13 protein-coding genes and 1 pseudogene are annotated in these 13,029 nt (G+C 60.6%); 10 read left to right on the top strand and 4 right to left on the bottom strand.

The features are described from left to right. Positions 1-55: 55 nt before the first annotated feature. From RCF13_RS26295 to RCF13_RS12025, 6 genes and pseudogenes are all read left to right on the top strand, one after another. Positions 56-277 (top strand): annotated as a pseudogene (locus RCF13_RS26295) (AraC family transcriptional regulator); the annotation flags it as partial. A gap of 108 nt (positions 278-385) precedes the next feature. Further along, positions 386-859: an AraC family transcriptional regulator gene (locus tag RCF13_RS12045; protein WP_231298592.1), complete on the top strand. Its 474-nt coding sequence runs from the start codon at positions 386-388 to the stop codon at positions 857-859. Between the two features lie 151 nt (positions 860-1,010). Next, a complete protein-coding gene (locus tag RCF13_RS12040) occupies positions 1,011-1,301 on the top strand; it encodes a hypothetical protein (RefSeq protein ID WP_049402761.1) in 291 nt (96 codons plus the stop codon). A gap of 519 nt (positions 1,302-1,820) precedes the next feature. Beyond that, complete coding sequence (locus tag RCF13_RS12035; protein WP_033836000.1) at positions 1,821-2,330, top strand: lactoylglutathione lyase family protein; 510 nt, start codon at positions 1,821-1,823, stop codon at positions 2,328-2,330. A 177-nt stretch (positions 2,331-2,507) separates the two neighbouring features. Then, positions 2,508-3,035, top strand: coding sequence for an SRPBCC domain-containing protein (locus RCF13_RS12030; protein ID WP_223224789.1), 528 nt, complete (start codon positions 2,508-2,510; stop codon positions 3,033-3,035). A 52-nt stretch (positions 3,036-3,087) separates the two neighbouring features. Continuing rightward, on the top strand, positions 3,088-4,206 hold the full coding sequence (locus tag RCF13_RS12025) for an NADH:flavin oxidoreductase/NADH oxidase (protein ID WP_049402762.1): 1,119 nt from the start codon (positions 3,088-3,090) through the stop codon (positions 4,204-4,206). Positions 4,207-4,421: 215 nt separating this feature from the next. Here the strand turns inward: RCF13_RS12025 and RCF13_RS12020 are convergent, their stop codons facing one another. After that, positions 4,422-4,775, bottom strand: a complete 354-nt coding sequence (locus RCF13_RS12020; RefSeq protein WP_043033501.1) for a hypothetical protein — start codon at positions 4,773-4,775, stop codon at positions 4,422-4,424. 26 nt (positions 4,776-4,801) lie between these two features. On the opposite strand from RCF13_RS12020, the gene RCF13_RS12015 reads away from it, so the two are divergent. Both RCF13_RS12015 and RCF13_RS12010 read left to right on the top strand, forming a co-directional pair. Then, positions 4,802-5,137, top strand: coding sequence for a hypothetical protein (locus RCF13_RS12015; RefSeq protein WP_043033500.1), 336 nt, complete (start codon positions 4,802-4,804; stop codon positions 5,135-5,137). A gap of 5 nt (positions 5,138-5,142) precedes the next feature. Next, complete coding sequence (locus RCF13_RS12010; RefSeq protein ID WP_043033616.1) at positions 5,143-5,766, top strand: TetR/AcrR family transcriptional regulator; 624 nt, start codon at positions 5,143-5,145, stop codon at positions 5,764-5,766. Between the two features lie 589 nt (positions 5,767-6,355). On the opposite strand, the gene RCF13_RS12005 is transcribed toward RCF13_RS12010, so the two are convergent. The 3 genes from RCF13_RS12005 to RCF13_RS11995 form a co-directional block, all read right to left on the bottom strand. Continuing rightward, complete coding sequence (locus RCF13_RS12005; protein WP_049402763.1) at positions 6,356-7,384, bottom strand: hypothetical protein; 1,029 nt, start codon at positions 7,382-7,384, stop codon at positions 6,356-6,358. A 234-nt stretch (positions 7,385-7,618) separates the two neighbouring features. Continuing rightward, positions 7,619-8,224 carry a hypothetical protein gene (locus RCF13_RS12000; protein WP_100442041.1) on the bottom strand — a complete coding sequence of 202 codons (606 nt, stop codon included), beginning with the start codon at positions 8,222-8,224 and terminating at the stop codon, positions 7,619-7,621. Positions 8,225-8,371: 147 nt separating this feature from the next. Further along, complete coding sequence (locus tag RCF13_RS11995; protein ID WP_049402764.1) at positions 8,372-9,346, bottom strand: DNA-binding protein; 975 nt, start codon at positions 9,344-9,346, stop codon at positions 8,372-8,374. Between the two features lie 104 nt (positions 9,347-9,450). On the opposite strand from RCF13_RS11995, the gene RCF13_RS11990 reads away from it, so the two are divergent. Both RCF13_RS11990 and RCF13_RS11985 read left to right on the top strand, forming a co-directional pair. After that, positions 9,451-10,527 carry a site-specific integrase gene (locus RCF13_RS11990; RefSeq protein WP_049401586.1) on the top strand — a complete coding sequence of 359 codons (1,077 nt, stop codon included), beginning with the start codon at positions 9,451-9,453 and terminating at the stop codon, positions 10,525-10,527. A gap of 101 nt (positions 10,528-10,628) precedes the next feature. Then, positions 10,629-12,530, top strand: coding sequence for an AAA family ATPase (locus RCF13_RS11985; RefSeq protein ID WP_308141217.1), 1,902 nt, complete (start codon positions 10,629-10,631; stop codon positions 12,528-12,530). Positions 12,531-13,029 lie beyond the last annotated feature (499 nt).

The raw sequence follows: 13,029 nt of genomic DNA, 5'->3' as shown, positions 1-13,029 counted from the left end.
TTGGCGGAATTTCGTTACATCCATAATTTGCGCCAATCTTCATCTTGAATGCGACATGGCAATGGACCCCGTCCCCTCGTTCAGCTCCATCCCTGGAGACATCTACGTTCGGCAAGGGACTTTGCCTCCCTCCGACTGGGATGCTCGTGTGCATCCGTGGGGGCAGTTCAACTATGTTGCGCAGGGTGTCATGGAGTTACAGGTAGGCGAGGACTGGATGGTGTCCCCTACCCACTATGCGATATGGATTCCGCCTGGTGTTCACCACTCATCCCGAAACCGTGGTGCGGTTGCTTATCGATCCGCATACCTTTCGGTCGGCGCGTCGGCGCAGATGCCCAGCATTCCGACTGCGTTAGCGGTTAGCTCGTTGCTTAGGGAGATCTTGGACGAACTGGCCCGTCGTGACATCGGCGAGGCCGTTAAGCCAGAAGACCGGCGACTCTCCGCGGTCGCCCTTGACCTGATTCTGGCCGCGCCGGTGATGTCGAGCTTCCTGCCGCTGGCCAGCGGTGACGTGCTAAAGCGGATTCTGAGCTATGCCGAGACCTCCCTTCAGGACTCTCCGTCGGCACTTGAGGTCGCAGAGCGCCACCACATTAGTGTTCGATCACTTGAGCGCTTGGCAAAGCGCGAGCTAGGGATGGGGTTCGGAGAGTGGCGCAGTCGGCTTCGTTTTCTGAGGGCAATTGATGCCTTGGGTTCAGACCGATCAATTACGCAGATTGCAGACGATCTGGGCTATGCAAACTCAACGTCTTTCAGTGAGATGTTCAAGCGACACTCTGGCCGGACCCCAGACCAGTATAGAAGGGGCCTCAGTCCGCTCCAGCGAGAGGTGGAGCCCTCCTCCCGCTGAATCGAGGCAGGCCTCGAAGCTGTTGGGTCAACCATTTAGCTGGCCCAGACAGTGGCCATTCGGATCGATGGATCATCCAGAGGGTGTCAACCACCGGAGATCCACAGTCAACCACCTCAATTGCGTCTTGCCGAGCGAAGGATTCACGGGCGTGTCGCGGAATGACAGTGAATCCCAGCCCGAGCGATACCGGCTCAAGGATGAGCGCAACCTGATTGGTGAAGCCGTGTATAGGAAGCGCGCGTACGCCTGGATTTCCTGGGAACTTGCGGGCGAGAAGGCGGGTGGCCATAGCCTGGCCATCTGGATGATCAACGAAACCCAACTTTTGAAGATCCGCCCAGCTGTCCGCGCAGGCACCTCTCGGAACTACCAGCTCAAGCGCCTCCTCGGTGAAGGGCTCAGCCCGCAGCCGAGGGTCATCCGGCCGAAGTGCAAGTAGACCCACCTCGTACTTCTTCTCCAGTACCGCCGATAGGATTTCTGGGTCCGGCGAGAAGCGATGACGAATGATCAAGCCGGGATGGGTGCGCTGGAAGTCCAGCAACACCGGGTAAAGAGCAAGGCCAACACTCCCGGGGGTTATCAGCGCAAACTCCCCCTGATCGCTGTCCGCGCTCGCGAGCTTGGCTTGAAGCCGGCGATCGGCCGAATCCATCTCTTGGCAGTACTGCAATAGAGCCATTCCCGCCGGCGTCAGCTCAATAAATCGTGGTCTGCGCAGAAACAGGGCACCCAGCTGTTGCTCAAGATGACGTACATGCTGACTGACCGCAGCCTGGGTGAGCTGCAGCTGGCCTGCGGCCCTGGTAAAGCTCCCGACCTCTGCGATAGCCCGAAAGGATCGGAGCCAATGCTCATTCAGCATAAGAATATTTTATCAATCTGATAAAAATGGATCAGATCATGGTTGAGTTGCAGGGTCTAATCTTGCGGCTACCCCTCTCTTCAGTGGTGTGCCGTGCCTGCCCTACCCCCTCCCTACCCTCGCGCCTTCTCCCACATCGGCCTGTCTGTTACCGATCTCGATGCCGCGGTTTCCTTCTATACAGAAGTCTTGGGCTGGTACCTCGTCATGCCGCCGACCAGGATTGCTGAAGACGAAAGCGCAATTGGCGTGATGTGCACGGATGTGTTTGGGCCTGGATGGGGCAGCTTCCGCATTGCACATCTATCCACTGGTGACCGGGTTGGAGTCGAAATCTTCCAGTTCAATAACGCCGAGCGTCCCGCGAACAACTTCGAGTACTGGAAGTCGGGCGTCTTCCACTTCTGTATTCAGGATCCGGACGTTGAAGGCCTGGCCGCTCGGATTGTGGCAGCTGGTGGAAAGCAGCGAATGCCGGTTCGAGAGTACTTCCCAGGGGAGAAGCCCTATCGGATGGTTTACATGGAGGATCCGCTGGGCAACATCCTGGAGATCTACAGCCACAGCTACGAGCTTACGTATTCAGCTGGCGCGTACGTCTAGCTCCACGCACACCCTCAGCCAGCTTTCGACTGCCAGGCAGTCCTCGCCAAACTGAGACACGACGGTACGGAGCAAGTGTCTCGGCTGTAGAAGTCAGAGGTCTGCAAGTTAGAAGCTGGCGAACGTAATTTTAACGATTCATCGGCGAGCCGCGCCGCTAGCCCTAAGGAGCATATGATGAAAATGAACGGCATTCGTTGGCCGGAAGGCTACCTTCCTGGTTACACCGAAAACTTTGTCTCGAATGAGCTGATCGTCCTCGGCCTTGCCGCAGCTGATGTTTGGCCGTTGCTTGAAGAGCCACGTCTGTGGCCGACCTACTACGGAAATTCAGCCAATGTGCGCTTCCACGATGGCGCCGGCCCTCTGTTGCGAAACGGGGATCGATTCTACTTTGAAACCTTTGGCTTCCCCGTGGAGGCTCAATGCGTCGAGCATGAGGCTCCTACCTCCGAGGGTCCGGGCCGGATCGCTTGGCATGGCTGGGCCGGTGAGCCCGGGTCTGCCGATCGACTTGACGTTCATCATGCGTGGATTGTCGAAGACCTTGATGGTGGCCGAGTGCGGATCCTCACGCAGGAGACGCAGAAGGGACAGCCTGCAGAAGCCCTGCGTCTGGCCAAGCCGAATCCAATGATCAATGGTCACCAGGATTGGCTGGACGGCCTGGTGGAAGCAGCTCGAGCCGCCAAGTCAACGTCCTAAGCCGGAGTAAATCCCCGTGCTTGCTCCTCTTGCTCTCCCCAAAGCCCCGTTTATGTCTGCCCTGTTTAGCCCATTCGAGCTCAAAGGTGTCACTCTTAAGAATCGTATCGCGGTGCCGCCCATGTGCCAGTACAGTGCGGAGGACGGCCGTATCAACGATTGGCATCTCAGCCACTATGCCGCGCTTGCGCGCGGAGGCGCTGGGCTCGTGATTGTCGAGGCTACCGCCGTGTCTCCGGAAGGACGCATCACCCCGGGATGTGCTGGCCTGTGGGGTGATGAGCAAATTCCAGGAATGGCAGCCATCGCTTCTGCCATCAAGCAAGGCGGTGCCGTAGCTGGCATCCAGATCGGCCACGCAGGGCGCAAGGCTAGTGCAAATCGGCCATGGCAAGGCGATGACCACATCGCAGCCGATGATCCCGCAGGATGGGCGATCCTTGGTCCCTCGCCGATCGCCTTTGGCGGCTCGCTCGATAGAGTTCCCAACGAGATGACGGTTGAGGACATTCATCGCGTTCAAGCGGATTTCGTCGCTGCAGCCAAGCGTGCGCTTGCTGCAGGATTTGAATGGCTGGAGCTTCACTTCGCTCATGGCTATCTGGCGCAGAGCTTCTTCAGCCCCGACAGCAACAAGCGGGAGGATCGCTACGGTGGCAGTGCGGAGAACAGAGCACGCTTCCTGCTGGAGACATTGGCGGCCGTCCGTAAGGTTTGGCCCGAGCATCTGCCGCTGACCGCGCGCTTTGGAGTTGTGGAGTACAACTCGCGCGATGGCCAAGCACTGGTCGACTCCATTGAGATTGGCAAAGAAATGCGAGAGTTGGGGCTTGATCTGCTCAACGTGAGCATTGGCTTCAGTGCTCTTGGTGGCCGCGTCCCATGGGGTACACAGGCGTTCCTGGCACCCCTTGCTGAGCGATTTGCTAATGAAACTGGGCTTCCGGTGGCCACAGGTTGGTGCATCGATGATCCACAGACTGCCGAGCGCGTTGTAGCGGACTGTCAGGTTGACCTAGTGATGATCGGGCGGGCCCACCTATCCAATCCGCACTATCCGTACCAAATGGCCATTGCGCTTGGCCAGGAGCTCCCAGCCAGCGTGCTACCCACGCCTTACAGCTATTGGCTGAGCAGATACAAAGGCCCGGGCAAGGCGTCGGCTCAATAGGAGCGAGCCAGCCCCCTCCTCCATCGAGCAATAGGGGCAAATGATCTGGCTCCCATCGAGAATCCCTAACGCCATTGCAAGCTGCTACCCCGCCTCAACACAGGCGGGGACAGGCACCATTAAAGTTGCTCCGCCTTGTCCGCCAGGGGTCACCGAAGCGGCTGCGTGAGCGAGACGGGATGGGAGGTCTGACTAGGCGCCGAAGAAGACTCGAGCTAGCGAGAGGCACTTGGCCGACGCTGCCTTGCCGGCATGCTCAAGCGCGAGCGCTCCGCCGCCGACAAGATGACCATCAGCACAAAGGGGTTGGCTACCTGAATCATGACTACGGACGTCTCTGAGATTGCACCTTGCAGCAGGAGAATCATCGGAATAGTGAGTAGGGCATGGAACAACACTCCCGCACCAACCAAAAGGGCTAGTGCTCGATAGCTCATACGACCCGCGCCAAAGGATGTGTAGATCATCCAAGCGCAGAGGGGGATGAAGATGATGATCGCAGTTAGCGTTCCCGCGCCGTAGCCGACCCCGAGAATCAGCGGGATCACGTGGAAGACAACGTTGATCATGATGATGCTGTAGATCGCATAGCCCCTTGAGCCAGGGCAAGGCTGGAAAGATTGAAGGCGGCGATCGCCTGCCCTGGGTGAAGACGCGTGGTGAGGACAACTACGCGATCTCAGAGCAAATCGGCTGGCAGGTCCATGTCTATGGACGAGCCAGTACTGAACTAAAGGGCTGGTGCGACAGCCGCGGCATGGCTCTTCGCGAGTTTACCTGGCACGAAGAACATGGCCGCGCTGGACGTCAGCAGGACGCTGTCTACGTTCTGCGGCCTGACACTTGGGTGGGATTGGCACAGCCAACGCAGTCCCTAGACGAGCTGCAGCGCTATTGGGATTCCCGCATGGGCAAGAGATTGAGCACGTGAGCGAGATGCAACCTAAGTGGAGTCGTCGCAAGGAGGCGCGGCCGCTCGAGATTGTAGACGCTGCGGTAGATGTTTTCCTTGAGAACGGCTTTGCTGCCGCAAAGCTCTCTGATATCGCGAAGCGCGCACGAGTCGCGAAGGGCACGATCTACCTCTACTTTGAAACCAAGGAAGAGCTGTTTCGAGCCGCAGCGCGCCAGTTGATCTCCACAAATCTGGAAGGCCTTGAGACGGCACAGGCGACCTTCGACGGGTCGATTGAGGAGCTAATCCCGACGCTCCTCCAGCGAGCGGTCTCATCAGGTGGCGATGCCCGCTTGTCTGCAGCATTGCGAATGGTGCTATCGGAGAGCCGAATGTTTCCTGAGCTTGCGAGGATCTGGCATGACGAAGTTGCATCTCGCATGATCCGGCTGGTGGCAAGCGCTGTCGAGCGGGCGCAGGCCAAGGGGACCGTCCGCGCCGGCGACTCAAATCTCATGGCCTTTTCAATCATGGCTCCGATCGTAATGGGTGTGCTGTTCCACGAGCTGTTCGGGACCTCGAGTCCGCATGCACCTGCGCTGGACAAACTTGCGTCCCAGCATGCTTCAATGATCCTTCATGGCATCACTGTGGATGCGATGTAAGCCGCCCTCACGGAGTTGTTAAGGGTTAGGCCACATCTATCCCTCCATGATTGAGATCAGTTGTCCTAGCCCTGCGACTTCGAGGGTGATCGTCTGCCGGCCAGAAGCAGATTCAGCGCGGCACAATCCTAGCCAGCGCATGCGCCCAAGGCATTGCTACTTGAAGGATGGGCAGCCATTGGCAAGCCACCAGCAGGCTACCGTCCTTCGTCGCCCCATGCGCACCGTCACGCAGTTCGAGCAGGGCATCCGGCCCGGGTTAGTCGTCCATCCCGCTGCAGACGATCAGGTCGAAACGACCCGTCGGCCACTCCTGCAGTTTCTGGGCGCAGGCCGCCGGAAGCGATAGAACGTTGAGTGTCGGTCCGAGGGCTGGCGCACCTCGTAGCCGCTGCCTCGATATCCCCCCGAGAACCGCTGGCCGAACGCAAGCGTCAGCGCCTCCACGCTCAGCACCACGTTCCAGATCCTTCGTGGCCCCACTTGCCGCTTCGCTTCCTGCGTTACGACGGCCAGCGCAACGGCCCCGATGACCGCGGACTGGTACCGGAGTTCAGGCACCACTCGCCGAGCTCCCGCGCGCCTGCGATCAGACGAAGACCTCATCGAGCAGGTCCCGCAGCGCGCCGTTCAGCCTCGGGTCGCCCTGTCCCTGCAAGGACAGGTACAGCGACAACGGGTCCACGACGGTGCCCGCGCCACCCAGGCGGGTGGAGTACGCCCAATGCTGCACGTCTGCATAGCCCTCGCCGGCCACGGGAAACCATTCCGGCTCCGGATGCCGACGGAAGCAGTCTCGTCCGATCGCAGCGATCGGACGCGATGGCGCCGCCAGTTCGGTGAGAACGGACAGGCCGGTTTCTCCCGCAGCACGACAATGATCGGCCAGCAGCATGTCCAAGCCACTTTTGCCGATGCAAGTGGTGCGCAGCACCGGCGAGCGCAGCCGCGGCAGCGCGACCGCCCACAAGGAGCGGCGCGCTTTCAAGAACCGTAGCTTCGTCTCCCGCCCCTCGCGCTGGGCGCTGACGAGGTTAGCCGCCACCAGTTCACGGGCGACCCGCGAGGCAGTCATGCGTGAGTAGCCTGCCTCGCGCGCCAGGTCGAGCGGCACCCACGGGACGCTGCCAGGGATGCCGCGCTCCTCCAAGTCGGGCCGCAACAGGGCCGCGATCAGAACCGCTTGTGCCGGATGGCTCAACCGCTCCCCAGCGGATGTGAGCACCCTTGGAGACGAATCGCGCTCGCGTAAGCTCATCAGGAAGCTCGGAGCGAACAGTTGGCTACCAGGCACAACGAAATCCACCCGAGACTCGATGAGCTTGGAGCGAATGTAGGGCGAAACGCCGGAGAGCACGAGAATGACCCTCAAGCCGGCCTTTTCCGCCAATCGATGCACCTGCGCGATCAGCCGCAAAGGTGGCAACGGTTCCGTCTGCGCCGGGACGGTGGCCAGCAGCACCCTGTGGCCGAGCAGGTCAAGCTCGGCCAGGCCGAATAGGGTGGCGAGGAAGTGGGGTAAGCCGCGCGTCTTGGAGCTGGGCCAGGGCTCGAGCTCACCGACCATGTCGGGTAGTAGACCCTGAAGATAGCGGGCTGCGGCGTCGAGGTCGTTCATAGCAGCGAATGTAACGGAGGTTCTTTACCGTAACAAGGCGCGGTGACAGTGAAACTGCTCTATTACAGTCCAGTGCACCAGGCCCCTGCTACATCGCCAGGCGAGTTCCCCCGTTCAGACGCCAGCTACTCCCTCCGACTCCGCACGATTTGCCGGATAGCCCTCGGCAGTGGATTACTAGAGAGAGGTTTGTGACTATTACCGCGTAGTTGTAACGAACAGCATTTGCATGGGCTATTCATTAGGCAGCACGATTGTGTCGTAGTTGAAGTCTCGAGGCCGCTGACCGGTTGCCTTGATTGCTTCTTCGACGGCTCTATCGAGCATGAGCAGGTACTTTTTAACGATCTCGCTCCCCCGCCCCTTTTTCATCTCTTCTTTTCTCAGAAAGAGTTCCTGGATCTCCTTAAGTGCACTCACAGCCGTTGCTGATTGCTGCAGCGCAATCGCCAAGGATCGGTTCGGCACGTCAACATAGTTGACTGAATCGAAAGCCTTATGAAGCTGGATCAGATGCGCCAAGATCAGCCGGGGGCCGCCGAATCCTCCCTCGAACTGCGCCAGCATCAGTGTCGCTGGAAATCGCGCATAGGAAATCAGCTCTATGAGGGACTGTGTGACCTCCCGTCTCCTGACTCTGGCGTGCCAAAGGGGGATCAGTCCCGCGGCGATGATGGCTGCGATGCTGCCGATCGCTTGCACCCACGCCGGCCAGTCAAGCGCTAACGTGGCGGATTTGGGACTCGGCTTGCTCATGAGTGCCCAAGTCAAGACGGCTCCTGCGGCAAAGGTCATCACAGCGACCACCGCCCAATCTCTGTCAGTTCTTCCCTGCTTCATGGCGTTCCTCCTCCGGCGTGCTGGTTTCTACCGTTCGTACGGGGCCTGTCGCGCCGTGCTCTCGGGCGCGGTCGAGGATGAACTTTGGGGGGGCGTGTACGTCCTCCAAGTCTTTCGGGGAAAGAAGCCTTGATCGAATGGATGGCCTCAAGTCTTAGATTTCCTGCTATTGGGTTCTTGTGTCGGCTCGCCCACTCTTCTGGGCGCGGTGCGGCGTGGCTTGCTTTGCCTGCTTGGCGTTGCCGTGTTCGCTCTCCCTTGTCGGAGTGCCTCGGTAACTTGCCGAGTGGTTTCCTTCAGTGACGTCAGCTGCGCCTCCAAGCCATCAGCCCGCGCGTTCACGCCTTCCAGTCGGCGCAATGCCTGTTGCTCGCGGTTGGCAGCAGCAATGGCTTGTTGCTCGCTCTCTCGCAATGAGGTGGCCAAGGCCATGCGCTCCCGCCCCCACTCCTGCTCGGCTGACCGCAACGCCTGGCGATGCCGGTCAACCTCCGTATGGGCACGATCCTCCACTGCCCTGACGTGCGCCTGGAGCGCCCTCCTCTCTTCTTCGTGAGCGGCCGCGGCCTCGCCCAGACTGCGGCGTACGGCATCCAGTTCCTGCTCGAGTCGCTCCGCCCGTCCATAGGCTCCATCGCGTTGGCGCAGCAGGTCTTGTACTTGTGCCGTCATCTGGGAGACCTGTGCCGCCAACTGCTCCGCGGTGGTGGCGGCGGCCTGAGTCTGGACCTGAGCCTCCCTTTCGCGCTTCTGGCTGGCCTCAATCGCCAGCGTCAGGGCCACCCGGTCCTCCTCCAGCAGGCGCTCGCGTTCCTCCAGTGCGTGCCTGGTCGACTCCAGCTGGGTCTGAGCGAGCTCGCCGGCATCCTGCAGCGCGGCCTGCCACAAACGCTGGCTCAGGTGAGCTACCCGCTCTGGGATGCCTGGAACCGCCGCCTCAATGGCGCGCTGGCGCAGGCGAAAGCCTACGGTCTGCCACCAGGTCTCCAGCCAACGCGTGACGGTGTTGGGCGAGCCGGTGCCCAAGTGGGCTCGGATTCGCTCGACGGTGGGACGTTCGCCGGCGGCGATGATGTCGTCCGCTGCCTGGTGCACATCCAGTTCGCTGATGCCCTTGGCCATTGGGTGTCCTTCTGCGGAACGGTGAGAATTGGCAGGCCATGTCTGATAAGGCATATTTATCAGATGTAGCTCAACCTAATCATAGTGCACAATACATAGTACATATGAATAATATCACTGCTGCGTCAGGGGAACTCGTTTCGGGGCTGGTTCCGGAGCGGCTGGCCACTTCCGCCGCAGAAGCGGTGCGAGACATCCTGCAGGAGGCCGAAGCGCCTAACACCATTCGCAGCTACGCCGGCGCCCTGCGCTATTGGGCGGGCTGGTTCGAAGGGCGCTATGGCAGGCCCATCGCCCTACCCGTCCCCCCGGCGGCAGTGGTTCAGTTCATCGTGGATCACATGGGGCGCTCAGGCGATTTGGGGCTTCGTTGGGATCTGCCTGCAGACTTGGATAGTGCCTTGGTGCATGCGGGCCTGAAGAAGAAGCCTGGGCCGCTGGCGTTCTCCAGCCTGGTCCACCGGGTGGCGGTCTTGTCGGCGGCCCACAAGCAGGCCCGCCAAGACAACCCTTGCGAGGATCGCGCCGTGAGGACCCTACTGTCCAAGGGGCGCAGGGCTTCTCACAAACGAGGCGAGCGCCCGGCCAAGAAGACCGCGCTGTCAGCCGCAGATCTGCGCGCAATGGCGGCCACCTGCGACACCTCGCTCAAGGGGAAGCGCGATCGCGCCCTGCTCTACTTTGCCTTTGCTAGCGGCGGGCGCCGCCGCAGCGAAGTCGCCGAGGCGACGGTGAATCACCTCACCCGACTGCCCGAAGGCGGCTACACCTATCGCTTGGATCACGGAAAAACCTTGCAGTCCGGGCCAGTGGTTGGCAGCAGCCCCGACAAGCCCATCCTGGGAGAGGCAGCCACCGCACTGCAGGACTGGCTGGACATGGCCGAGATTACCGACGGCCCCCTGTTCCGGCGCGTCTGGCCACGGTCATTGGGCGGCGCGCTCAGCGGCAAGGCGGTCGCCGCCATCGTTAAGGACCGGGCGCGGTTGGCCGGTCTGGACGGGGACTTTGCCGGCCACAGCCTGCGCTCGGGCTTTGTTACCGAAGGTGCGCGGCGTGGGGTGGCCCTGCCGGCGCTGATGGCGATGACCGATCACCGCTCCGTGGCCAGCGTGATCGGATATTTCCAGCAGGGCGGCGTCGGCAGCAACCCCGCCGCGCGCCTGATGGATGAGGACTGAGCCTCCGGCCCGAGCGGCCAGCAGTGCGCGTTGAATGTGCCCCGCTCGGGCCCTATCCTGCACAAGACGCGCACCATCCACGGCAGGAATCAGGGGGCAGCATGAAGCTAGTCAAGGCACGGATCCGAAACTTCCGTTCTGCAGAGGATTCCGGAACGTTCGATGTCGGAGAGCTGACCTGCTTGGTCGGTAAGAACGAGGCGGGCAAGACTGCAATTCTGACGGCGTTGTTTGGTACCCGTCCCATCGCCGACCAGTTTGCTTACGACACGGTGCACGATTACCCCCGCCGCTTCCTCACGCGGTATGAGGAACGCCACGACGACGAACCCGCACCGGTTGCCACCCTGACCTGGGAGCTCAGCCACGAAGACCAAAAGGCGGTCGCCGACGTCCTGGGTGCCGGCGCGTTAAGTAGTACGACCGTTGACGTAACGACAGATTACAGTGGCCACAGCACTTGGAGCATTCACGTCGATCCCAACGTGGTGCGCGCGTTTCTGCTCGACCAGCACGGTGTGGCAGGCGAGGAGCGGGAGAAGTTTTCCAAGATATTGCTGGATCGACTCGTGGTCGAGATAGATGCGCACCCCGAGCCGTCTGACCAATTGCAGGCGGTCAAGCGGTCCATCAGCGGCTTCCGCAAGGGGAAACCAGTGCTGGCGGCCATCGATATCCTGCAGAAAAGGATGCCGGCGTTCTTCTATACCTCTCACTTTGATCGCATGTCCGGGGAGATATCGCTGGACAAGCTGTCTCGTGACACCCAAAGCGGCGCGACGATCTCCCCGGGTGACCAGATTTTCCTCGACTTCCTCGAGTACGCCGGGACGTCGGTCAGCGAATTGCAGTCCAGCACACGCCTGGAAGAGCTCAACGCACGTTGCCAAGCCGCCTCCAATGAAATTACCGATGAGATCTTCGAGTTTTGGAGTCAGAACGACGCGCTCAGTGTAGAGATAGCGCTTGCCCAAGGCCTCTCCGAGGATCCCGCCCCCTTCAATAGCGGGACTGTTGCCAAAATCCGCATTCGGAATGACAACCACAAGGTTTCGGTGCCCCTGTCTGAGCGCAGCGCCGGATTCGTCTGGTTCTTCTCCTTCCTGTCGCAGTTCAAGCAGATGCGAAAGAGGAACCCCGGTGCGATCATCCTTCTGGATGAGCCTGGATTGACGCTACATGGAAAGGCGCAAGCTGATCTGCTCCGCTACATCATTGAGCGTCTACTCCCCGACCCCCAGGTCATCTACAGCACCCACTCGCCCTTTATGGTGCCGGCCGATCGTCTTGCGGACGTTCGCGTCGTCGAGGACGTTGTCACCTACGACCAGCGTCGCCGCCCCACCGTTAAGGGCACACAGGTCTCCGCGGACGTCCTGAGCGTCGATCAGGACACGCTGTTCCCCCTTCAGGCCCATCTCGGTTACGAGGTTACCCAAAGCCTGTTTGTGGGAGCGCATACCCTGTTGGTCGAAGGACCTTCGGATGTGCTCTATCTTCAGGCGGCATCGCACGCGCTCAAGCAACGCAAGCGCCAAGGCTTGGACAGCCGGTGGGTGATCTGCCCCACAGGCGGCATAGACAAAGTGCAATCGTTCGCCTCGCTCTTCTCTGGCAAGGGCATCCACATGGTCGCCTTGTGTGACTACGGCAATGGCGATAAAGGCAAGGTGCAGCGGCTGAGGGAGTCTCAGATCATGAAGACTTCCGGCGTCTTGGTAGCCACGGATTTCACCGGAAAGGCGGAGAGCGACATTGAGGACTTCTTCGCACCCGCCGTCTTCGCCGACATCCTCAACGGTGCCTACGGTCTGAAGGGAAAAGGGCAAATTTCCGCCCGGCAGTTCAGCCAAGACGGTGCCCTGACGCGCCAGGTCAAACAGGCCGAAGCACTGTTTAATGTCATGGGGGCTTCCGTTCCGCCCCCTGGATCATTTCACTCCCGCCAACTGGCTCATCCAGAATCAGCACGTGCTGGCCGCGGAAACTACGGCCATCAATGAAACGCTGGAGCGCTTTGAGAAGGCCTTCGCTGAGATCAATGCGGCGCTAGGGGCCGGTGCGTAGATGAACCTCTGCCAGAGCTCCGCAATGGCAGCGGGTTCCTCTCCCGGCGCGCACTCATCGGAGGGCAGGACTCGGCTGCCTGACTCCCGCGCCATGAAATCGGCCTCTAACAGTGCGCCCTTTCCCTGCCATGCTGGCCCTGCGAATGCCGGGTCCGCAGAGGGCGCTTTAGACGCGCCAAGCCCAGTCTGATCCGTGAATGCGGCGACCACCCTGCCGGTTCCAGCGGAACGCCTCCCACATCAGAGTCGGCGGCGTTCCACCGTACTTCAACTCATCAGCCAACCGGATGAATGATCTGGCCCCCCGTCAGCGGACGCCAAGAAGCGATACTTTGATCGCACTTGGAGGTCCCTTATGTCCCGTATCACCCGTCGTAGCTACACCGATGAGTTCAAGCACCAAGCCGTGGAGTTGGCCGAGTCGCTCGGACCT

Origin of the sequence: Stenotrophomonas maltophilia group sp. RNC7 (assembly GCF_030910085.1) — a bacterium.
GTDB lineage: Bacteria > Pseudomonadota > Gammaproteobacteria > Xanthomonadales > Xanthomonadaceae > Stenotrophomonas > Stenotrophomonas sepilia.
This window is presented reverse-complemented; position numbering and strand designations above follow the sequence as displayed.